The sequence below is a fragment of the Streptomyces lusitanus genome (genome assembly GCF_042647945.1).
Taxonomy (GTDB): domain Bacteria; phylum Actinomycetota; class Actinomycetes; order Streptomycetales; family Streptomycetaceae; genus Streptomyces; species Streptomyces pseudogriseolus.
This window is the reverse complement of the sequence record NZ_JBHRWL010000007.1, coordinates 424398-445089: the sequence shown is the minus strand read 5'-3', so window position 1 is coordinate 445089 and position 20692 is coordinate 424398. Positions and strand designations below refer to the sequence as shown.

The following is a 20692-nucleotide window of genomic DNA, read 5'->3' as shown; positions in this document are numbered from 1 at the left end:
GTAGCGCCCCTCTCGTGTTTTCGCTGCGTATGCCCGAAGACGACGAAAGCACGCACTTCCCGCGCCCGGCTGATCGAAATTGACCGAAAACATTCGCTCTGCGACCGGACTGTCAGGGCGGACGACCGTTCGGGCGGAAACCGCTCAGGCCACCTGCCCGCTGTGCAGCGCCGTGTACGCGCCGCCCCGCCGCAGCAGTTCCTCGTGCGTGCCGACCTCCTGGACGGTCCCGTCGGCCATCACGACGATCCGGTCGGCCCCGCGCACCGTGGACAGCCGGTGCGCCACGACGAACGTGGTCCGCCCGCGCAGCAGCCGGGCGAGCGCCTCCTGCACCAGCGCCTCCGAGCGGGTGTCCAGCGCCGACGTCGCCTCGTCCAGCACCAGCACCCTGGGGTCCCGGATCAGGGCGCGGGCGATCGCCAGCCGCTGGCGCTGGCCGCCGGACAGCCGCGCGCCGCGCTCCCCGACGAGGGTGTCCAGGCCCTGGGGCAGCCGGTCGACGAACTCCAGCGCGTTGGCGTCGCGCAGCGCGGCGCGGACCGTCTCCTCGTCCGCGTCGTCCATGCCGTAGGCGACGTTCTCCCGCACGGTGCCGTCGAACAGGATCGACTCCTGGGGCACCACGGACAGGAAGCGCCGGTAGGTGCGCAGGTCCAGGGTGTTCATGTCGACGCCGTCGACCAGCAGCCGGCCGGAGGTGGGGCGGATGAACCCGATGACGAGGTTGAGCACCGTGGACTTGCCCGCCCCGGACGCGCCGACCAGGGCGACGGTCTCGCCCGGGGCCACGTCGAGGGTGAAGTCCCGTACGGCCGGGCGGCCGTCCCCGTCGTAGGCGTGCGCGACGCCCTCGAAGGTCACCGCGCCGCGCAGCGCGGTGAGTTCGGCCTTGCCCTCGTTGTCCTCCAGCTCCGGCGCCTGGAGCACCTCGCCGACCGAGCGCACGGACTCCAGGCCCTTGGTGATGACCGGGGCCAGACCCGCCAGCGTGGTGGTGGAGTTGGTGAGCGTGGTCAGGAAGGCGCTGAGCATCACGACGTCGCCGGCGGTGACGCCCCACACGTCGTAGTACGACACGAGGGCTGCGCCGGCCAGCACCGTCACGCCGACCACGTTGAGGACCACCCAGGCCAGCGAGCCGAACCGGCCGTTGACCAGGTCGAGGCGCATCCCGGAGGTGAGCAGCCGGTCGAGGGTGCCGTGCATGCGGCGCAGCGCCTTGCCCTCGAGGCCGTGGGCCCGGGTGACGGGGATCAGCCGGGTCATCTCGGTCACGCGGGAGGACAGGGTCTCCACCTCGTGCCGGAAGTGCTCGTTGTGGGTGCGCAGCCGCGCCCTCAGCCGGGCGACGAGCAGGGCCGCGGCGGGCACGACGACGAGGAAGACGGGCAGGAACTCGGGGGTACGCACGCCGATGATGACCAGTCCGCCGGTCAGCACGGTGAGCGCGCCGAGCCCGGTCTCCGCGGTCTGCTGCACCATCTGCTCGACGGTCTCGACGTCCCGGACCACCTTGGCCTGGAGCACGCCCGCGCTGACCCGGGAGTGGTAGCCGATGGAGAGCTGCTGCATGCGCGTGCACAGCGCGGAGCGCAGGGCGGTGCCCATGCGGCGGACGCTGCCGTACAGGAGACGGACGTACAGCACGTGCAGCGGGTAGTTGACCAGCAGAATCACCATGATGAAGCCGGTGCTGGTCCACAGCCGGGAGACCGGCTGGTGCTGGACGACGGTGTCGATGATCGACGCGGTGATCAGCGGCAGCAGCCAGACGGGGCTGTGCTTGACGGTGAAGACGACGACGGCCGCGGCCAGGCGGCCGCGGTCCGCGCGGAACAGGTAACCGAGCGTGCGCACCGGATGCTCGCCCCGGTAGCGGTGGTCGAGCGGTCTCATCTGCGGCGATGCCATGGGCGGTGGTCCTCCCCCTGAGAAGCGCCTTGAGGAGCGCCCTGAGAGGCGCCGACCCGGCGCGGATCCGCCCCCGGGACGGCGCGCGAACGGCGCCCGGCGCCCGTCGGGGGCGCCGGGCGCGGGTGGTACGGCCGCTCAGGCCGCGTCGAGCTCCGCGATCTCCTCGGCGCTCAGCACGAGATCGGCGGCGCGCACGGAGTCCTGGATCGATTCGGGACGGCTCGCTCCCGGGATCGGCACGACGACCGGCGACTTGGCGAGCATCCAGGCGAGGCACACCTGGTGCGCGCTCACCCCGTGCGCCTGCGCCACCCGCGCGAACGGCGCGTAGGAGGAGCCGAGTTCACCGGCCCGGGAGATGCCGCCGAACGGGCTCCAGGGCAGGAAGGCGACACCGAGCTCGTCGCACAGCTCCAGCTCCGGCTCGCTGGAGCGGAAGGCGGGCGAGAACTGGTTCTGCACGGAGACGAGGCGCCCGCCGAGGATCTCCTGGGCCTGACGGATCTGCTCGGGATTCGCGTTGGAGATGCCCGCCATGCGGATCTTCCCCTCGTCGAGCAGGTCACGGACCGCGCCGACGGACTCGGCGTACGGGACACGGGGGTCGGGCCGGTGGAACTGGTAGAGGCCGATCGCCTCCACGCCCAGCCGGCGCAGCGACGCCTCGCAGGCCCGCTTCAGGTGCTCGGGGCTGCCGTCGAGGGTCCAGCTGCCGTCGCCGGGCCGCAGATGCCCGCCCTTGGTGGCGACCAGGACGTCGCCGCCCCGCTCGTGGGTGGAGAGCGCCTTGGCGATGAGGCTCTCGTTGTGCCCCACCTCCCCGGCGTCCCGGTGGTAGGAGTCCGCGGTGTCGATCAGGGTGACGCCCGCGTCCAGGGCGGCGTGCAGGGTGGCCAGCGAACGGGACTCGTCGGGCCGTCCCTCGATCGACATGGGCATCCCGCCCAGTCCGATCGCGGAGACCTCGACCTCACCGATTCGACGCGTGTGCATGTGCGCGGAGCCCCTTCCGGCTGTCGTGCTGGCGATCGCGGAAAACGCGTTCCAGCCTCGCCGCCGGGTGCCCGGAAATCCAACAGGGAAATCCGAACGGATTGATCGGGCCGGTCGCTGAATAGGCCCCGTCCGCCCCGGACCTGTTCACCGCGCGCCCGCCCACCCCCGGCGTTACGCTGCCGCGAGACCGATCCTTCGCCCCCACAGGAGGTTCCGATGGCCCCGCTCCTCAATCCGTACCTCAACTTCGACGGCAACGCCCGGGAGGCGATGGAGTACTACAAGGAGGTCTTCGGCGGGGACCTGAACATGCACACCTTCGGCGAGATCGGCGGCGCCGGGGAGGAATACGCCGACAAGATCATGCACGGCATGCTCACCACCCCGGACGGCTTCACCGTCATGGGTTCGGACGGGCCTCCCGGGATGGAGTACGCCTCCGGCAACAACTTCGCCGTGAGCCTCAGCGGCGAGGAGGAGGACACGCTGCGCGGCTTCTGGGAGAAGCTGTCCGACGGGGGCCAGGTGTCGGTGCCGCTGGAGCGGCAGATGTGGGGCGACATCTTCGGGATGTGCACGGACCGGTTCGGCGTCCCGTGGATGGTGAACATCAGCACGCCGGAGGGCTGAGCACCGGGCCGGGCGCGGTGGTCCGGCGGTTGACACGGCGTCACGGCGGGGATCATCGTGCAGGCCGGGCACGCGCCGGCAGGGCGCGACGCGGACATCGGCCCGTTGGTGGACGACGGCCCGGTGGCGGACGGAGGCCCGGGGAGAGGCGGCGGCATGCGGATCGGACTGCTCGGCACCGGACCCTGGGCGCGGGCGGCGCACGCCCCCGCGCTGAGCGGACACCCCGGCCTGGACTTCGCCGGCGTGTGGGGCCGCAGGCCCGAGGCGGCGGGGGAGCTGGCAGCGGTGCACGGTGTCCGGGCGTACGAGGACGTCGACGCGCTGCTCGACGACGTGGACGCGGTCGCCGTGGCGCTGCCGCCGGCCGTGCAGGCGGAGCTGGCGGTGCGGGCCGCGCGGGCGGGCCGCCATCTGCTGCTGGACAAGCCGCTCGCCACGACGGTGGCGCAGGGGCGCGCGATCGTGGACGCGGTGGAGGCGGCCGGGGTGGCCTCCGTGGTCTTCTTCACCACCCGCTTCCAGCCCGAGCCGCAGGCCTGGATCGAGGAACAGGCGCGCGTGGGCGGGTGGTTCACCGGGCGGGCGCAGTGGCTGGGCGCGGTGTTCACCGTCGAGGACAACCCGTTCGCCGCCTCGCCCTGGCGGCAGGAGAAGGGCGCGCTGTGGGACGTCGGCCCGCACGCCCTGTCCGTGCTGCTGCCGGTGCTGGGCGAGCCGCGCCGGGTGACGGCGGCGGCGTACGGACCCGGCGACACCGTGCATCTCGTCCTCGATCACGCGGGCGGGGCGTCGAGCAGTACGACCCTGAGCCTGACCGCTCCCCCGGCCGCCGCGGGCGCCATGGTGGAGCTGCGGGGCGTGTCCGGGGTGACCGCGCTGCCTCAGGCCCGGCATGACGCCGTCGCGGCGTTCGGCCGGGCCGCGGACGCGCTGATCGCCGCGGCCGGCTCCGGCCGGCCGCACCCGTGCGACGTGCGGTTCGCCTGCACGGTGACCCGGATCCTCGCCACCGCGGAGACGCTGCTGCACAGCGGCACCCGCTGAGAGCCGGGCGCGGCCCGCGTGGCCGACACGGCGGCCCGCGCGCCCGGCACCCTGCGGAGCACTCGCCCCGACACCCCGCGGAGCAGTCGCCCGACACCCTGCGGAGTGCGGCCGGTGCGCTGCGTGTCCGGGCCGTCCGGGCCGGCTTAAACGATCCTTAAGGACCGGTTAAGCGATCGTGCGTGGTTTGTCGTTCATTCAAGTAGGCGCAGGTCAGAGGGTGTTGGGGACAAGTCGGACGCGTTGGCGGACCCGGCCGCGGTCCCTACCATCGGTGCCGCGTGCCGGTCCCGACGCACGGTCTGAGAGCGCTCTCACTCGCCTCCCGGACCGGTCGGCCGGTGTGCCCCACCGCAATCCGCACGAGCACTCTGGAGACCCCCCACATGACTCCTCGGCACCAGCGCACCCTCGGCCGCCGCAAGCTGCTCTTCGCCCTCGGCGGAGCCGCCGTGGCGCTCCCCGCGGCCGCGGCGATCGCCCCCCACGCCCTCGCCGACCAGTCCGGTGACGGCGGGTCCGGCACGAAGGCGGCCGGCACGCTGCCGCTGACGATCGTCAACAACAGCGGCTCCTTCGACAACGCCTCCGTGCACGTGTACGTCGTGGGCAACGCCGACGGGCGTCAGGTCCGCCTCACCCCCGACGGCACGCTCGCCCCGATCGACCTGGCCGACAACGGCGCGGACGGCTTCACCGACTACGCGATCAGCCTCTCCGGCACCGAGACAACGCTGTCACTGCCGTACATGTCCGGCCGGATCTACGTCGCGCTGGGCGAGAAGCTGAAGTTCAAGGCCGTCGCGGACGGCAACGGCGCGCCCGCGCTCCAGTTCCCGGCCGGGTGGGTCTCCTCGGACCCCAACTTCGGCGTGCTGCACGACTGCGCGGAGTTCACCTTCAACTCCGCCGGCATGTTCTGCAACACCACGATGGTCGACATGTTCAGCGTGCCGCTGAGCATCCGCCTCACCGGCTCCAAGGAGCAGACCACGGGCACGGTCCGGGCCGGGGGCCGCGCGGCCGCGTTCGCCGCCGTCAAGGGGGCCGAGGGCTTCGACAAGCTGGTGGTGGACGACACCCGGATCATCGCGCCCGGCCACGGCCTGGACGCCGGGCTGTTCGCCAAGGACTACTTCGCCCCGTACATCGACGAGGTGTGGAGCACCTACACCGGGCGGGACCTGAAGGTCACCACCAACGCCGGCACGTTCACCGGGCGGGTGCGCGGGGACCAGTTCACCTTCGACGGGCCCGCCCAGGTCGCGTTCGGCAAGCCGTCCACCCGCGACGTGCTGTTCTGCGACGGCGCCCTGGCCGCGCCCAACGACGGCACCACGGGTCCGGTCGCCGCGATCCTGGGCGCGGGCTTCAACCGCTCGACGCTGCTCAGCCACACCGAGCAGCCGACCGCCGACCCCGCGCAGTTCTACCTGACCGAGCTGACCAACCACTACTCCAAGGCCATGCACGCGGCCACGGAGGACGGCAAGGCGTACGGGTTCGCGTTCGACGACGTGGCGGACTTCGCCTCGTACATCCAGGACACGGCGCCCACCGGCCTGCGGCTGACGCTCACGTCCTTCGAGTGAGCGCGGGGAGCAGGTTTCCCGGGGGCGGGGCACGGTACCCCGGCATGCACGGGGAGGCCCCGCACCCGGACGGCCCCGGGCGCCCGCGGTGGGCGCCCAGGGCGTTCCGGATGCACGGCGGGCCTCCGCGGTGAAGGCTGAATACGGGACCCGGCGCCCGGCGCCGGGCCGTACCAGCGATCCGGACCCGAGGAGCCCGAAGATGTCGACGTCCCAGCCCGACGCGTCCCGGCAGAGCGAGGACCGCGCCACCCCGGACAGCCTGCTCCACACCCGCACCGGCGGCGAGGTGTCGCCGGAAGACCTGGTTCTCGCCAGCGGCAAGGACCTCACCCCGCAGAACCTCGAGTGGGCCCGGCGGAAGCTCGACGAGGAGGGTCCCGCCGCGATGGAGAAGATCCTCCCGTAAGCCACCGCACGGCCCGGTCCCCGCTCCCTCGGCAGCGGGACGCCGTCGGGCCCGGTGCACCGCGCGTGCACCGGGCCCGACGGCGTTGTGCGGGTGGTGTCGCCCGGGGCTCGTCAGGCCGCGGGCGGCAGGCCCTGCGGGGTCAGAGCCTTCGGATGTGCCGGTCCAGCAGGGCCCGTATGCCGTCCACGCCCTCCGGTTCCCGCACACCGCGCTTGGGCAGCACGGTCAGGCACGAGAGGTCCTTGTCCCCGCTGAGCAGGACGAAGGTGTCCGGGGTCTCGGCGTAGTACGGGGCGGCGGTCCAGTTGAGCCGGCTGGAGCCGCCCGCGTTGCTGACTGTGGCACCGACGTCGTCGACCGTGGCACGGCACGCCCCGTGCCGAGACGCGATCTTGTGGAACTGGCGGGCGGTGAGCCAGGGCTGCGCCACGAGCAGCAGCACGACGAGCACGCCGGCGATCACCAGCGACTGCGTGTCGGGAGTCTCCCCGTCCGCCAGCGGCACCACCGACGCTCCGACGAACACGGCCGCGCCGATCAGGGCGAACTGCCGGATCCGCCGGCCCCGGTCCGACGCCTTGGCCCGCGCTCCGAGCGCCTGTCTCATGTCCTCGCGCGTCACCTGGTACTCCAGTTCGACGCGCTCCCCCTCCGCGGTCTCCGCACGGTCTTCCATGGGCCCTCCCCTGGGTCACCTCAGTGATCGAATCAGGGGAGGATATCCGGCGGCCGGGCCGGTGACGCGGGCCTTTCGGCGGCGACGAGCAGGGCCGCCACACCCCAGAGGGGCGTGGCGGCCCGCGCGGCTCCGGCTTGGTCCGCCGGACGAACCCTAGGAACGGTCGTCGGGCAGTTCCGTCTCGTCCTCCACGACGTGCATCGCGGCCTCCTCCGCGCCCGCCGCGCCGCCGTCGATGCCGACGTCGTCGGCGACGGACTCCTTGGTGACGTCGGTGTGCGCGCCCTCGTCCGGTGCGACCAGGCGTCCCGCGCGGGCGCCGCCCGCCTCCGGGTCGACCGGCTCGCCCTCGCCGCCCGGCAGGTCGCCCACTCCGTCGCCGGCCGCCGCGTTCGCGTCCGGCACCTCCTGGGCGAGCCGTTCGTCCAGGGTCTCGCCGTCGTGCTGCTCGGCCGCGGTGACGCCGTGCTTGGTGACGCCCGCCGCCTTCTCCGGCGGCGAGTAGCCCTCGTCGAGCATGTCGTCGTAGTCCCGCTCGTCGAGGGCGTCCTGCATGTCGAGCGGGGCGCCGTCCTCCTGCTGCTCGTTGGTCCCGGTGGGCTGGTAGACGTCGTCCCCCATCGGTTCGGAGCCCATGGCGTCCTCCCTGTCGCGCTGCGTCGGCTCGCGCCGTCCTAGGTGTGCGGTTCGCGTTTCCCGTCAGCCGGTGTCTAACCCCGTCAGCCGCCCCGCCTGCGGGAAAGGCGCCGGATCTCACTCCCGTGGCGTGCGAGGGCCGGGCGCGACGCGGATCTCGTAGTCCTCGACCCGGTGGACGGGCCAGGTCCGCGCGTAGGCGTTGGGCCTGCCGCCGACGCGGGTGATCTCGGCGACCGGGACGCTCTCGGCGGTGCGCCGGATGTCCTCGGCGGTCATGTTCTCGTTGTTGCCGGCGGTCGCGCCGGAGGAGCAGCCGGTGTAGTAGCCGATGGGGATGGACTCGTGGCCGGTGACCAGACAGGGCGGGCGGACGCCGAGCCGGTGCAGCCCCTCGGCGGTGCGCGCCCAGTCCTGCCGGCTCGCGTCGGAGCGGTTCACGGTGTGCACGAGCACGGTCAGCTGCACCGCCAGATGGCCCGCGAGGCCCACCGCGACCACCCCTCTCAGGACCGGCCGCCACCGCCCGCGCGGCGCCGTCACCAGGTACCACAGGGCGTCGGCGACGGGGAGCGCGAGCAGCGCGTAGGCGGGCTGGAGGAAGCGCGGCGCCGCGTACTCGATGGTGAACAGGTACGGCAGCGCGGCGGTGACGGCGCAGGCCAGCGGGACGACCGTGCGCAGGGCGCGGCGGGCGCGGACGGCGACGACCAGGCCGAGCACCGCGAGCAGCGGCAGCACGAACCACCACAGGGTGATCACCGGGTGGGGCATCTCCCCGGTGCAGGGGCGGCACAGGGCGCGTCCGCCGAGGCTGCGGAGCTGGTCGTCGACGGCCATGTGCAGGCCGAGACCGCCCTGGATGCGGGACGCCTCGGCCAGCCGCTCGGTGAGGCCGCCGAAGGACGCGTACGCCTCGATCACCCAGGGCACGCCGCCGGCCAGCAGACCGCCCACGACCGCCGCGAGGAGGCGGGGACGCCGCCACGCCGCCGCGAGGACGAGCAGCGGGATCGAGACCCACACGGCGTCGGTGGGCCGCATCCACGCCATGAGCGCGGCCCCCGCGACCACGGCCCACAGCGTGGACGTGGACGAGGGGGCCCGGCGGTGGCGCAGGAAGGCCCCCACGGCGATCAGCGCGCCGATCGCCACCCAGTAGTTGGGCATGGCCTGCGGGCCGTAGAAGAGGGTCACCCACAGGAAGGCGAAGAAGGCGCCGGCGGTGACCAGGACGCGGGTGGGGAACAGGCCGCGCCAGGCGCGCAGGGCGAGGTACAGGCCGAGTCCGGAGAGCAGCGCGAGGTAGATCCGCAGCAGCACGGTGGAGTCGGACCAGAAGGCGACCGGCGCGACCAGCAGGGAGACGCCCCGGGAGCGGGGGGCGCTGAAGAAGGCGGCCGGGTGGTGGGTGGTGACCTGGCTGGTGTAGACGATCTCGTCCCAGCCGAGGCCCAGGGTGGGCCGGACGAGGGCGAGCTGGGCCAGGGTGAAGACGGCGGCGAGCACCGCGAGCGCCCGCGTGTCGTGGGCGGGCCGCGGGCCGGCCGGCCGTGAGCGGTCCTCGCTCCGCCGGGTGACGGTCGGCGGGGCGCCGGCGCCGTGGGTCATCGTCCGTCCTTCGCTGCCGCCGGTGTGGAGTGACGTCTCTCAAGAGCCACATGGGCCCCACGTCTTGAGGAATACGGATAAGGGGGAATCATGGCCAAAGCTAACCCGGAGCGGTGGGCGGCGCAGGCGCTATTCGGCCGCGCGCCGTAGAGGTGCGCCCCTGTCCCACCGTCAGCGCCTCGCGGTCACGCGTCGCCCCAGAGCTCGGACAGGTCGCCGACGACCCGGTCGGCGCCGTGCGCGTACAGGGCGGCGGCCTGTCCGACGCGGTCCACGCCGACGACGTGGCCGAACCCTCCGGCGCGTCCGGCGTCCATGCCGGCCAGCGCGTCCTCGAACACCGCGGCCCGGGCGGGCTCCACCCCCAGCTCGCGGGCGGCGGCGAGGAAGGTGTCGGGCGCGGGCTTGCCCGGCAGGCCGCGCTCGGCGGCGACCACCCCGTCGATCCGTACGTCGAAGAGGTCCGCGGCGCCGACGGAGCGCAGCACGTCACGGCAGTTGGCGCTGGAGGAGACGATCGCGGTGCGCAGGCCGCGGGCGCGGACGGCGCGCAGGTAGCGCAGGGTGCTGTCGTAGGGCTCCACGCCGTCGGTGCGGATCCTCTCCAGCAGCAGCTCGTTCTTGCGGTTGCCCAGCCCGTGCACGGTGGCGGCGGCCGGCGGGTCGTCAGGGGCGCCCTCGGGCAGCCGGACGCCCCGGGAGTCGAGAAAGGCGCGCACCCCGTCGGCGCGCGGCCTGCCGTCCACGTACGCGTCGTAGTCGGCGGCGGTGAAGGGCGTGAAGCCCTCGCCGTCCCGCTCGCGCAGGAAGGCGTCGAACATCGCCTTCCACGCGGCGGCGTGCACCACGGCCGTGTTCGTCACCACGCCGTCGAGGTCGAAGAGGCACGCCTCGATGCCGTCGGGCAGGCCCAGATCCGTCATACCGTCACGGTTCCCCGTGCGAGGCGGAACAGGGAGCGGCGCGGGCCGCACGGGTGGCGGGGTGCGGCCTTCCGGGTGACACACTCTGCTCTGTGGAGCCGACCTTCGACGACCTTCTCCGCCGCGCCCGCGCCCTCCCCCGGGACGGGCGGCGCGCGATCCTCGGCATCGCCGGAAGCCCCGGCGCGGGCAAGTCCACGCTCGCCGGACGCCTGGTGCGCGAGCTGAACGGCTCCGGGGAGCCGTGGGCGGCGCACGTCCCCATGGACGGCTTCCACCTGGCCGACGCGGAGCTGGAACGGCTGGGCCGCCGGGACCGCAAGGGCGCCCCCGACACCTTCGACGCGGCCGGGTACGCGGCCCTGCTACGGCGCCTGCGGGAGGAGGACGCGGCCGGCGAGGTCGTGTACGCGCCTGGTTTCGAACGGGAGCTTGAACAGCCGCTGGCGGGGGCGATCCCCGTGCTCCCGGCCGCGCGCCTGGTGGTCACGGAGGGCAACTACCTGCTGCTGGACACCGGGGCGTGGGCGCGGGTACGCCCGCTGCTGGACGAGGTGTGGTTCTGCGCGGCGGACGAGGAGCGACGGGTGCGGCGGCTGATCGCCCGTCATGAACGGTTCGGCAAGTCGCACGCGGAGGCGGTCGCCTGGGTGGAGCGCTCCGACGAGCGCAACGCGGCCCTGGTGGCGGCGACCCGGGACCGCGCGGACCTGGTGGTGCCGGTGGAGCAGCTGACGTGACGTCCGTGGAGACGGCAGGGCGACCCGCGCCGGGGCGCCCCTCGGTGCCGGGAGCGGGGCGCGTGAGGCGTCGGGTGACGGTGTGGGCGCGGCGGTGGTGGGTGCACGCGCTGGTCGCCCTGCTGCTGGGTCAGATGGCCGTGGCGATGGTGACCGCCGCCGTCCGGCAGACGCCGACGATCGACGAGCCCGTGTACGTGGGGACGGCCGCGGTCTACCTGGACGAGCACAGCCTCCGCTTCAACCCCGAGCATCCTCCGCTCGGCAAACTGGTGATCGCCGCCGGGGTGGCGGTCGCCGATCCGCGCCTGGAGCCGGGGTTCGCCGGCGACCAGACCGCGCTGGGGCGGCGGTTGCTGTACGAGTCGGGCAACGACCCGTGGCACGTGATGTTCTGGGCGCGCCTGCCGGTGATCGCGCTCACGCTGGGGTTCGGGCTGGTGGTGTTCGCGTTCGCGCGCGAACTGGCCGGGCGCGCGGGCGCGTCGGTGGCGCTCGCGCTCTACGCCCTCTCCCCCGACGTGATCGCGCACGGCTCGCTGGCCACGCTGGACGTGCCGGCGGCCGGGTTCGTGCTGACGTCGGCGTGGCTGCTGTGGCGGGCGCGGGCGCGGCCACGCCTGTACGTGCCGCTCGCCGGCGGGGCGTTCGGGGCGGCGCTGGCCACGAAGATGAGCGTGCTGCCCGCGCTGCCGGTGCTGGTGCTCGTCGCCGCCGTGTCGGTGTGGTGCGCCGCTCCCCGCCGGGTGATGCGGGCGGTCGCCGGGGGCGCGGTGTTCGCGCTGACCGCGTGCGCCGCCGTGTGGGTGGCGTACCTGGCCGTCGATCCCCGGCTGCGCTGGGGTCCCCCGCAGCACATCCCCTCGGTCGGCGGACTGCGCGGCCTCGCCGTCCAACTCCTGCCGCTCCCGGAGCCGTTCCGGGACGGCATGCGGCTCCAGTTCGGCCTGGAGAACCGGCCCTGGCAGGGCTTCCTCTTCGGGAGGCTCTACACCGGGTCGCTCTGGTACTATCTGCCGGCCGCGCTGCTGGTGAAGACACCGCTGGGCGCGCTGGCGCTGTGGACGGCGGGCGCGGTCACGGTGACGGTCCTGCGCCCGCTGCGGCCCGCGGCGCCGTACCTGCTGGCCGCGCCCGCGGTGCTGCTGGCCGCGGCCATGTACGGGTCGCGGGACTTCGGCACCCGGTACGCGGTGTTCCTGCCGATGTTCCTCGCGGTGGCCGCCGGGTGCGTGGTCCTGGTGCGGTGGCGGTGGACGCCGGCGGTGACGGCCGCGCTGGCGCTGTTCGTCGCGGTCAGCTCGCTGCGGACGTTCCCCTTCTATCTGCCGTACTCCAACGAGGCGTTCGGCGGGCCGGAGCGGACCCGGTACCGGCTCCACGACTCCAACGTCGACTGGGGCCAGGACCTCGGGCGGCTCGCCGACCGGCTGGACGAGCGGTACCGGGGCGAGCGGATCTGGCTGGTCTACAAGGGGGCGGGGGTGCCCGCGTACTACGGGATCGACGCCCGCGACCCGCGCCGGGTGGCGCCGGAGGCGGTCCACGGAGTGCTGGTGGTGTCGGACTCCGCGGCGGCCAAGGCGACCGGGCGGCTGGCCGAACTCCTCGACAGCAGCAGGCGGATCGACGAGGTGGGTCACTCGATCACGCTCTACCGGCGGTGAGGGCGCGGCGACCGCAGGGCCCGGTGCCCTCGGGTGACTCAGCCGTCCGCCGGCCGGGCGGCGCGCCGGAAGCCGACCGCGCTCACGTGCCGCATCACCGTACTGGCCACGCGGTAGCGGCCGTTGAGCACCTCGGCGGAGCGGCGGACGTGCACGGTGAGCGGGCCCGCCCACTCGTAGCCGTTGCGGGCGGCGTGCCGGGCCAGCCGGTCGGTGAGCACCTGGCCCACGCTGTCGCCGCGCCGGGTCAGCTCCTCGTGCACGGGGGCGGACAGTTCGACGTCGTAGGCGTTGGGGACCATCACCCGCCCCGCGCGGCACACGACCGCGTTGCTGTCGCACTCGCGCCGCAGCGCGTCGACGAGTTCGAGCGGATCACGCCCGGACATCCGCGCCCACAGGGCCTCCCATCGGTTCTCCAGTGCCGTTTCCAGCGCGCTGAGGGCGCTCATGCTGTCACCTGCCGAAACTCGGTCGCGTCGGGACGGGGGCGGGGGCCGCGGCGGGCATGGCGTTCGGACCAGGCCGCGCGGCCGGGGACCGGCCGGTCCCCGTGCCCGCGGCGTGATCCGAGCGGCATGCCCTACCGCTCCTCGTAGTCGTCGGGCTTGATCTCGGCCTCCTCCAGCGCCTCGCGCATGGTCCGGCCGGTGCCGCCCTGCGCCTGCGCGTCACCCCCCTCGCGGCGCTGCTCGAGGGTCTCGTCGGTGTCGTGCGTCTTGGGCCGGTTCTCCTCGGGGACGGTCATGTCCGCGGTGCTCCTCGTCTTGCGGGGGTGTGCGACGTCGCTGTGCGGCTGTGCCGCTGTACGGCGTCGAATCGCCGGGTTCCCTGAGCGGGCGGGGATATCCCCCGGCAGGCGGGGGTGATCTTCCGTGGCCGGTCCCCGTCCCTGACCCCGCTGGTCGGGCGAGGGGTTGGGCTATGTTGAACCATCGTGGGAGACAAGGGAGGCGCACCGGTGCCATCGCCGCAGCAGGCACGCGCACAGGCATCCGCGATCACCTCGGCCAAGGCGGGTGAGGAGACGGAGCTGTCCCCCACGGCCCAGCTCCGCGCCCTCTTCGACAAGCCCCGGCTCTCCCCCGGGCAGCGGCGCATCGCGCAGTACCTGATCGAGCACATCGCCGAGGCGGCGTTCCTGTCGATCACGGATCTCGCGGACCGGGTCGGGGTGAGCCAGCCCTCGGTGACCCGCTTCGCGTCGGCGGTCGGATTCAGCGGCTACCCGGCGCTGCGGGAGAAGCTCCAGTCGATCACCCTCGGCACCCGGTCCGGCGGCGCCGGCCCGGCCGAGGAGCACCGGGGCAACGAACTCCAGGCGGCGGTGGACGCCGAGATCGAGAACCTGGAGAACCTGCGCCGCGACCTCGCCGACACCGACCGCGTCATCGAGGCGGGCCGTGCGCTGTCGGCCTCCACCCCGCTGACCGTCCTGGGTCTGCGCATCTCCGTGTCGCTGGCCGAGTACTTCGCGTACGCCGCGCGCCGGATCCACCCGGACGTGCGGCTGGTGACGCTCGGCGGCAGCGTGGCCTACGACGCCCTGTTGCAGTCGCGGGAAGCGGGCGGGACGTGGGTGCTGGCGTTCTCCATGCCGCGGCACGCCCAGGAGACGCTGACGGCGGTGCGGGTGGCGCGCAGCGCCGGGCTGAAGGTCGCGCTGATCACCGACCTGGCGCTGGGGCCGCTGGTGGACGAGGTGGACGTCGTCTTCGCGACCGGCACCGGCTCCCGCCTGGTCTTCGACTCGTACGCGGCGCCCGGCGTGATGTGCGCGGCGCTGCTCCAGGCCATGACGGACGCCGACCCGGAGCGGACGCAGGCCCGGCTCGAGGACTACGAGCAGGTCGCCGACGAGCACCAGTTCTTCCTGCGGGACTGAGCCCCCGCTTCGGCAGGGACCCGATTCCAGGCGTCCTGGCACGCCTCACGCGCTTTCGATACGGCATGAATGTTTTCATGCGTCTTGCCAAGCAGACGGCATATATAAATACTGCTCACGGATCGCGGGCCGGGCCGCTCCCGGACCGCGTTCCACTCACCGCACCCACCCGCACGAACGCCCGGGGCCGTCGGCCTCCACCCGCAGCGGCGGCCAGGGTGTTCGGCCGGGCTTCCCCTGCCCGGCCAACCGTGGCGGTCCCGGTCATCCCCTAGACCGGGGCCGCCCCACCTCGTCGCCCGTGCCGGCGACGCCGTACACCCGGAAGCGAAGAACATGCCTGTGACGTCCACGCGCCTCGGACCCGACTGGCCCTGCCAGGTCAAGACCCCCGGGAGCTACGACTGGGAACGCTCGGCCGTCAAATGGCTGCGCGAGCTGGTGCCCGCGCGCTACGCGAGCTACCCGGCGTTCGTCCGGCACCCCGTGCTGCTCGCCCGGCACGCGCAGATCCAGGTGGAGAACGAGATACGGGTGGCGCGCACCGCGCTGCAGACCGCCCGCGCGGACCTGCCCCGGCTGGGCCTGCACGAGGGCGCCATCGAACACACGATCAAGCTGTACGCCGCCGAGCTGATGCAGCTCCAGCACATCGCGCGGAGCGTGCGCGCGGTCACCAGGGCCCTCGGCGAGAGCGCCCGCTGACCGCTCCGGCCCGGCGGCCGCGCTCCCGTCCCCGCGCGGCCCGCGCACGGAGCGCACGGCCCCGTACACCCTGCGTACGCGCCCGCCCGGGCCGGTTCCGCCCCCGTACGGCACGCACCGGACCCGCGCGGGCGCGCCCGGACCGCCGCCTCCCGTCCCCGTCCCCGATCGGGGACGACAAGCAGGTCAACGAAGACACGCGGGTGTGCGATGCTCGGTGCGTGAAGAGCGATCGCTTTGCCCCGGTCGAGTCCGGCACGGTCCCGGACGTGGTCGAACTGGCGAGGGTCGTCGCCCAGCAGCGCGCCGAGATGGACCGGCTGCGGGAGCAGGCCGCCACCACGGTGGTCGTGGAGCGCGCCAAGGGCGTCGTGATGGCTCTGGCCGGCTGCACCGCGGACGCCGCCGAGGACATCCTGCACCGGCGGGCCAAGGCCGCCGGCCGCACCGCGCTGGAGGAGTGCTGGGTCACCCTGGGCGAGCTGACGCCCTCCCGCCCGTGCGACGACGCGGACGCGTCCGGCACGCGGGAAGACACCGGGGCCGCGACGGCCGCCGCGTCCGCCACCTCCGCTCCGTCCGCCGACGACGCCCCGGCGCCCTTCGCCGCGCCCGGCGACGTCGCCGACGCCCTGAGCCGCCTCGGCCGCGTCCTGGTCCACGTGGACACACATCAGGCCCTGGCCCAGTGCCTTCTGGACCACCTCGCCCCGGACCTGGACGCGGCATCGGTGATGATCTACGTCCGCCGGTCGGGCGGCGGCCTGGAGCTGTCCGGGTACGCCGGCGTCGACGACGGGCTGGCCGCCCGCTGGCGTCACGTGCCGCCCTTCAGCGGGGTGGCCGTGGTGGACGCCCTGCAGACCGGTGAGCCGCGCTGGCTGGAGGACTTCTCCGAGGACAGCACGCGCTATCTGCTGATCGGTGAGCCGCCCGAGCGCTGGCAGTCCCGGGCATGGCTGCCGCTGCGCGCCGGGGACGGCTCCGACGTGTGCATCGGCGTGCTGCGCGGACGCCCGGGCGCCTTCACCTCGCGTGACCGCGCGCATCTGCGGGGCGTCGTCCGGCTGTGCGCGGGCCGGCTGCGCAGCTTCACCTCGTCGTCGGCCCAGGTCCACGAGGCCGAGACGAACGCCGTCCGGTCGCTGTTCGCGGCGCTGCCGGTCCCGGCGATGCTGCTGACTCCTGTCACCTCGTCCTCCGGCGAGGTGGAGGACCTGCGCGTCGACGCCGCCACCGCCCACGCGGCCGACCTCCTCGGCGGCTCCTCCGGCGACCCGACCGGGCGGCGGCTGCGCGAGGTGCGGCCCGACCTCACGGACCTCCCGGTGTGGCAGGGCTGCCTCGACGCCCTGACGGGCGGCGGGCCGTACGAGAGCGAGCCGTTCGCCCACCAGGAGTCCGTGGACGGCGTCCTGGAGCTGGCCACCTACTCGGTGCGGGTGACGCGCCTGGAGGACGCGCTGGTCGTCGCCTGGCTGCGGCACGACTCCTCGGACCGGCAGGAGCAGCGGCTGGCGGAACTCCAGCGGCTGGGCAACGTCGGCTGGGCCAACTGGAACCTGGCGCGGGACGAGGCGTCCTGGTCGGCGCAGGTCTTCGCGATCCTCGAACGGGACCCGGCGGACGGTCCGGTCCTGCTCGACGCCCTCCCCGACCTCGCGCTGCCCGAGGACCGGCCGGCGCTGCGGGCCGCGGTCGAGGCCCTGCTGCGCGAGGGGCGGCCGTTCGACGCGTCGTTCCGGATCCGCGGCGGGCGCGGCGTACGGCATCTGCGGCTGGTCGCCGAGGTGGTGGCGGACGGCCACGGCACCCCGTTCGAGGTGCACGGGGTCGTGCAGGACCTGACCGCGCGGCGCCGTGCGGAACTGGCTCTGGTGGACAGCGAGCGGGCGATCCTCACCCAGCACGACGTGCTGCAGTCGGAGCGGATCCTCGTGGCCCGGCTGCAGAACGCGCTGCTGCCGCTGCCCGACAAGGTGATCGATCTGTCCGGGCTGCGCGTCGAGGTGGCGTATCTGCCCGCGCAGGCCGGCATCCACGTCGGCGGGGACTGGTTCAGCGCGGTGGAGCTGCCGGACGGGGACTCCCTGTTCGTCATCGGGGACGTGGCCGGTCACGGCGTGGACGCGGTCGCCACGATGGCGCAGCTGCGCTTCACCGCGAAGGGCATGGTCAGCACCGGCTCGTCGCTCACGGGCGCGCTGTCGCGGCTCAACTCGCTGCTGCTGCACTCCCGGGACGCGCACGGCACGGCGACGATGGTCATCGCCCGCTACCACGCGGCGGACCGCCGGCTGGTGTGGGCGCAGGCCGGCCACACGCCGCCCCTGCTGCTGCGCGACGGCACGGCGACATACCTGCGCCGCCCCCGGGGCATGCTGCTGGGCGCGACCGCGGATCCGTACTTCGGCGAGACCGAGCACCGCCTCGAACCGGGCGACCGGCTGCTGATGTACACCGACGGCCTGGTCGAACGCGCCCCGGAGAACATCGACATCGGCCTGGCCCGCCTCGCCGACGCGGCAGCCGCCCACCCCGAGGACACCCCCGGTTCCCTGAGCACCCTCCTGGACGTGATGCTGGAGGACGAGCGCAGGGACGACGTGTGCGTGCTGGACATTCGCGTGCCGCGGGACTTGTGAGAGGGCTCCCCCCGGTCTACGCCATGCCCCCACCCCCCGCCCCGCCCGTGCGGGACTCCAGGGCCTGGCGGGTGTCGTCGCCGTAGACGCCTGTCTCGTCGCCGCGGATGCCGTACCAGAGCTGGAAGCGGGCGACCGCTTCGCGGAGGGTGGCGTCGTAGCGGCCGTCGGTCGGGCCGTCGCGGTAGACGTCGGGAATGCGCAGCAGGCGTTCCTGGAGTGCGGCCACCTCGGGGCCGAAGTCGCCCTCGCGCAGGAAGCCGTCCTCGACGGGGGCGGCCGTGCTGGGCGGCGTGGGAGCAGCGGTCGTGGGCGGCGGGACCGGGGCGGTGGCGCGGTCGTCGGCGGGGCGGTCGGCGAACAGCAGCGCCCCGCCGAACCCGGCCAGCGCGGCGACGGCCACCACCAGCGCCGGCGCCGCCCTGCGCAGCCGTGACGGCCGCGAGAACGCCGGCACCGGCGGAAGCTCCTGCGTGACGTCCTCCGCCCCGGCCGGAGACCGGGGCGGCGACACCTCCTCGTGCTCCCCGTCCCCGCGCTCGATGTCCCGGAACAGCTCCGCGAGCGCGTCGGTGCGGCGGGCGCGCAGCACGCGGACGGGTTCGAGGGGCGGCGGCCCCTCGGGGGGCCCGGACCCCGGTGCGGTGGTCACATCGCTCTCCTTCCGTGCCTGACGCGGGAGTTGAGCCGCCTACGGCGAGAGATACGTGACCGGGGCCCGGCCGGTTCAGCCGCGGGCGCCCTCGCTTGCCCGCAGGAAGCGGTGCAGGGACGCCGTCAGCGCGGCGACGAACGCGTGCCGGGTCGCGTCGTCGAGGGCGTCCAGCGACAGGTAGGGGTTGAGGTCCTCCAGCTCCACGAGCAGCAGCTCCCCGCCGGGAGCCCGGCAGGCGTCGACCCGCTGGATGCCGTGGTCGAGGGTGTTCCACACGACGAACCGGCGGGCGAAGTCCAGGTCGGCGGAGGTGGGCCGGTACGGCTCCAGCCGCCAGCGCGCGGCCGGGTCCGGGGCGTGGAGGGCGTACTGGAAGTCCCGGTCGACGAAGTAGAACGAGACCTCGTAGGCGAAGTCGACGTACGGCTGGACAAGGACGTCGCCGACGTCGCCGCCGGCAGGCGGCGCGGACGCCTCGGCGGCGGGGACGATCCGCAGGCCGTGCGAGTCGGCGCCGAGCCGCGGCTTGACGACGTACCGTTCCGCGCGGGGCAGCCGGTGCAGGTCCTCGGGCCGGCCCACGGTGGGGATCACCGGCAGTCCCGCGTCGGTCAGGTCCAGCAGATACTGCTTGCCGGCCATGTCCCCGCGCCCGGTGAGCGGGTTGTAGACGGGCGTGCCGGTGGCGAGGGCCCGCGCGCGGAACTCCTCGTAGGCGTCCAGGTACCCGAGCACGGGCCCGCTGTTCCGGACGACGACCGCGTCGAACCCTTCCATCAGGGCGGCGGCGTCCCGGGGATGGCACAGGGCCAGGTCGAACTCCTCACGCAGCCGGGAGGTGAGGAAGATGTCCTCGTCGCAGTACCGCCGCCCCCGGGCCGGGTAGGCCAGATCGGTGACGTACAGGATGCGGGGGCGGGTGGCGGGCATCGGGGCTCCTCGGGGCGGTGTGTGTCGATCATAGGAACGGCGGCGGGGGCCGGCCCGCCGCCCCCTGTCCGTCGTTTCGCCGGCACCGGCCACGGGCAGAGTCCGGGCAGCCGGGTCCTCGACCGCGGATCCGGGGAGGGGGAGCTGCTGCGGTGCCCGACCATGTGCGGACGGCGGACGGACGGCGGTTACGGATCGAGATCGCGGGGGATCCCCGCGGACGCCCCGTCTTCCTGCTGCACGGCATGCCGGGCAGCCGTGTCGGCCCCCGACCCCGCTCCCTCTTCCTGTACCAGCGGGGCGCGCGGCTCATCAGCTACGACCGGCCCGGCTACGGCGGCTCCGACCGCCGCCCGGGCCGCCGGGTCGCGGACGTCGCCGAGGACGTCGCCCGCGTCGCCGACGCCCTGGGCCTGGACCGCTTCGCCGTGGCCGGCCGCTCCGGAGGCGCCCCGCACGCGCTGGCCTGCGCGGCCTTGATGCCCGACCGGGTGACGAGGGCGGCCGCGATGGTGGGGCTGGCGCCGCGCGACGCCCGGGGACTGAACTGGTTCGCGGGCATGGCGCCGTCCAACGTCACCGAGTTCCGCACGGCCGTGAGCGATCCGGAGCGGTTCGCCGCCGGCATCATTCCGCGCTCGGCCCGCATACGGGACGACCCGGCCCGGCTGCTGGAGGAACTGCGCGCGGACCTCACCGCCGACGACCGGCTGATCGTCTCCGACAACACCGTCCGCTCGATGCTGCTGCGCAACTACCGCGAGGCGCTGGGCACGTCGCCGTACGGCTGGATCGACGACGCGCTCGCCCTGACCGGGCCGTGGGGTTTCGACCCCGCGTCGATCAAGGTGCCCGTGCTGCTGTGGCACGGGCAGGAGGACGTCTTCTCACCGGCGTCGCACTCGGCGTGGCTGGCCGAGCGCATCCCGCGCGCCACGGCCGTCCTGGAACCGTCGGCGGCCCACTTCGCCGCGCTGCGGGCCCTCCCCCGGGTTCTCGAGTGGCTGCTGTCGGACTGATCG

Annotated in this window: 20 protein-coding genes; 10 read left to right on the top strand and 10 right to left on the bottom strand. The window is 74.0% G+C overall.

The annotated features are described in order from the left end of the window. Positions 1–144 precede the first annotated feature (144 nt). Positions 145–1914: an ABC transporter ATP-binding protein gene (locus tag ACFOSY_RS13885; RefSeq protein WP_394307087.1), complete on the bottom strand. Its 1770-nt coding sequence runs from the start codon at positions 1912–1914 to the stop codon at positions 145–147. Between the two features lie 138 nt (positions 1915–2052). Beyond that, complete coding sequence (locus ACFOSY_RS13880; RefSeq protein ID WP_394307086.1) at positions 2053–2910, bottom strand: aldo/keto reductase; 858 nt, start codon at positions 2908–2910, stop codon at positions 2053–2055. A 219-nt stretch (positions 2911–3129) separates the two neighbouring features. Here ACFOSY_RS13880 and ACFOSY_RS13875 point away from each other — a divergent pair, with 219 nt between their 5' ends. The 4 genes from ACFOSY_RS13875 (at position 3130) to ACFOSY_RS13860 (ending at position 6591) form a co-directional block, all read left to right on the top strand. Next, on the top strand, positions 3130–3543 hold the full coding sequence (locus ACFOSY_RS13875) for a VOC family protein (protein ID WP_394307085.1): 414 nt from the start codon (positions 3130–3132) through the stop codon (positions 3541–3543). A 156-nt stretch (positions 3544–3699) separates the two neighbouring features. Next, the gene (locus ACFOSY_RS13870; protein WP_394307084.1) at positions 3700–4590 is read left to right on the top strand and encodes a Gfo/Idh/MocA family protein; all 891 of its coding nucleotides are present in this window, start codon (positions 3700–3702) and stop codon (positions 4588–4590) included. A gap of 386 nt (positions 4591–4976) precedes the next feature. After that, complete coding sequence (locus tag ACFOSY_RS13865; protein ID WP_394307083.1) at positions 4977–6182, top strand: beta-1,3-glucanase family protein; 1206 nt, start codon at positions 4977–4979, stop codon at positions 6180–6182. 202 nt (positions 6183–6384) lie between these two features. Beyond that, entirely contained in the window at positions 6385–6591 is a 207-nt protein-coding gene (locus ACFOSY_RS13860; protein WP_394307082.1) for a hypothetical protein, read from the top strand. Positions 6592–6733: 142 nt separating this feature from the next. Here the strand turns inward: ACFOSY_RS13860 and ACFOSY_RS13855 are convergent, their stop codons facing one another. From ACFOSY_RS13855 to ACFOSY_RS13840, 4 genes are all read right to left on the bottom strand, one after another. After that, positions 6734–7270: a YcxB family protein gene (locus ACFOSY_RS13855; RefSeq protein WP_394307081.1), complete on the bottom strand. Its 537-nt coding sequence runs from the start codon at positions 7268–7270 to the stop codon at positions 6734–6736. Between the two features lie 156 nt (positions 7271–7426). Further along, positions 7427–7909: a DUF5709 domain-containing protein gene (locus ACFOSY_RS13850; protein WP_394307080.1), complete on the bottom strand. Its 483-nt coding sequence runs from the start codon at positions 7907–7909 to the stop codon at positions 7427–7429. A 117-nt stretch (positions 7910–8026) separates the two neighbouring features. Continuing rightward, entirely contained in the window at positions 8027–9520 is a 1494-nt protein-coding gene (locus ACFOSY_RS13845) for a hypothetical protein (RefSeq protein WP_394307079.1), read from the bottom strand. A 185-nt stretch (positions 9521–9705) separates the two neighbouring features. After that, complete coding sequence (locus tag ACFOSY_RS13840) at positions 9706–10443, bottom strand: beta-phosphoglucomutase family hydrolase (RefSeq protein WP_394307078.1); 738 nt, start codon at positions 10441–10443, stop codon at positions 9706–9708. Between the two features lie 92 nt (positions 10444–10535). On the opposite strand from ACFOSY_RS13840, the gene ACFOSY_RS13835 reads away from it, so the two are divergent. Next, positions 10536–11183 carry a nucleoside/nucleotide kinase family protein gene (locus ACFOSY_RS13835; protein WP_394307077.1) on the top strand — a complete coding sequence of 216 codons (648 nt, stop codon included), beginning with the start codon at positions 10536–10538 and terminating at the stop codon, positions 11181–11183. A gap of 134 nt (positions 11184–11317) precedes the next feature. Then, complete coding sequence (locus tag ACFOSY_RS13830; protein ID WP_394307361.1) at positions 11318–12850, top strand: ArnT family glycosyltransferase; 1533 nt, start codon at positions 11318–11320, stop codon at positions 12848–12850. 38 nt (positions 12851–12888) lie between these two features. On the opposite strand, the gene ACFOSY_RS13825 is transcribed toward ACFOSY_RS13830, so the two are convergent. Beyond that, positions 12889–13302: a DUF3662 domain-containing protein gene (locus ACFOSY_RS13825; RefSeq protein WP_394307076.1), complete on the bottom strand. Its 414-nt coding sequence runs from the start codon at positions 13300–13302 to the stop codon at positions 12889–12891. Positions 13303–13433: 131 nt separating this feature from the next. Next, a complete protein-coding gene (locus tag ACFOSY_RS13820; RefSeq protein ID WP_394307075.1) occupies positions 13434–13598 on the bottom strand; it encodes a hypothetical protein in 165 nt (54 codons plus the stop codon). A gap of 213 nt (positions 13599–13811) precedes the next feature. On the opposite strand from ACFOSY_RS13820, the gene ACFOSY_RS13815 reads away from it, so the two are divergent. The 3 genes from ACFOSY_RS13815 (at position 13812) to ACFOSY_RS13805 (ending at position 18085) form a co-directional block, all read left to right on the top strand. After that, entirely contained in the window at positions 13812–14735 is a 924-nt protein-coding gene (locus ACFOSY_RS13815; protein WP_394307074.1) for a MurR/RpiR family transcriptional regulator, read from the top strand. Positions 14736–15071: 336 nt separating this feature from the next. Next, the gene (locus tag ACFOSY_RS13810; protein WP_394307073.1) at positions 15072–15440 is read left to right on the top strand and encodes a hypothetical protein; all 369 of its coding nucleotides are present in this window, start codon (positions 15072–15074) and stop codon (positions 15438–15440) included. A gap of 221 nt (positions 15441–15661) precedes the next feature. Next, positions 15662–18085, top strand: a complete 2424-nt coding sequence (locus tag ACFOSY_RS13805) for a SpoIIE family protein phosphatase (RefSeq protein ID WP_394307072.1) — start codon at positions 15662–15664, stop codon at positions 18083–18085. Between the two features lie 16 nt (positions 18086–18101). Here the strand turns inward: ACFOSY_RS13805 and ACFOSY_RS13800 are convergent, their stop codons facing one another. Together ACFOSY_RS13800 and ACFOSY_RS13795 are read right to left on the bottom strand one after the other, a co-directional pair. Further along, positions 18102–18737: a peptidoglycan-binding domain-containing protein gene (locus ACFOSY_RS13800; RefSeq protein ID WP_394307071.1), complete on the bottom strand. Its 636-nt coding sequence runs from the start codon at positions 18735–18737 to the stop codon at positions 18102–18104. Positions 18738–18812: 75 nt separating this feature from the next. Next, a complete protein-coding gene (locus ACFOSY_RS13795; protein WP_394307070.1) occupies positions 18813–19670 on the bottom strand; it encodes a hypothetical protein in 858 nt (285 codons plus the stop codon). Between the two features lie 152 nt (positions 19671–19822). Here ACFOSY_RS13795 and ACFOSY_RS13790 point away from each other — a divergent pair, with 152 nt between their 5' ends. Next, positions 19823–20689 (top strand): alpha/beta fold hydrolase, encoded by an 867-nt coding sequence (locus ACFOSY_RS13790; protein ID WP_394307069.1) that lies wholly within the window; start codon positions 19823–19825, stop codon positions 20687–20689. Positions 20690–20692 lie beyond the last annotated feature (3 nt).

Coding starts and splice junctions, on each gene's coding strand:
- ACFOSY_RS13885 (WP_394307087.1), bottom strand. CDS start 1,914: ATGGCATCGCCGCAGATGAGACCGCTCGACCACCGCTACCGGGGCGAG.
- ACFOSY_RS13840 (WP_394307078.1), bottom strand. CDS start 10,443: ATGACGGATCTGGGCCTGCCCGACGGCATCGAGGCGTGCCTCTTCGAC.
- ACFOSY_RS13865 (WP_394307083.1), top strand. CDS start 4,977: ATGACTCCTCGGCACCAGCGCACCCTCGGCCGCCGCAAGCTGCTCTTC.
- ACFOSY_RS13845 (WP_394307079.1), bottom strand. CDS start 9,520: ATGACCCACGGCGCCGGCGCCCCGCCGACCGTCACCCGGCGGAGCGAG.
- ACFOSY_RS13830 (WP_394307361.1), top strand. CDS start 11,318: ATGGCCGTGGCGATGGTGACCGCCGCCGTCCGGCAGACGCCGACGATC.
- ACFOSY_RS13825 (WP_394307076.1), bottom strand. CDS start 13,302: ATGAGCGCCCTCAGCGCGCTGGAAACGGCACTGGAGAACCGATGGGAG.
- ACFOSY_RS13860 (WP_394307082.1), top strand. CDS start 6,385: ATGTCGACGTCCCAGCCCGACGCGTCCCGGCAGAGCGAGGACCGCGCC.
- ACFOSY_RS13795 (WP_394307070.1), bottom strand. CDS start 19,670: ATGCCCGCCACCCGCCCCCGCATCCTGTACGTCACCGATCTGGCCTAC.
- ACFOSY_RS13850 (WP_394307080.1), bottom strand. CDS start 7,909: ATGGGCTCCGAACCGATGGGGGACGACGTCTACCAGCCCACCGGGACC.
- ACFOSY_RS13870 (WP_394307084.1), top strand. CDS start 3,700: ATGCGGATCGGACTGCTCGGCACCGGACCCTGGGCGCGGGCGGCGCAC.
- ACFOSY_RS13880 (WP_394307086.1), bottom strand. CDS start 2,910: ATGCACACGCGTCGAATCGGTGAGGTCGAGGTCTCCGCGATCGGACTG.
- ACFOSY_RS13810 (WP_394307073.1), top strand. CDS start 15,072: ATGCCTGTGACGTCCACGCGCCTCGGACCCGACTGGCCCTGCCAGGTC.
- ACFOSY_RS13855 (WP_394307081.1), bottom strand. CDS start 7,270: ATGGAAGACCGTGCGGAGACCGCGGAGGGGGAGCGCGTCGAACTGGAG.
- ACFOSY_RS13875 (WP_394307085.1), top strand. CDS start 3,130: ATGGCCCCGCTCCTCAATCCGTACCTCAACTTCGACGGCAACGCCCGG.
- ACFOSY_RS13820 (WP_394307075.1), bottom strand. CDS start 13,598: ATGACCGTCCCCGAGGAGAACCGGCCCAAGACGCACGACACCGACGAG.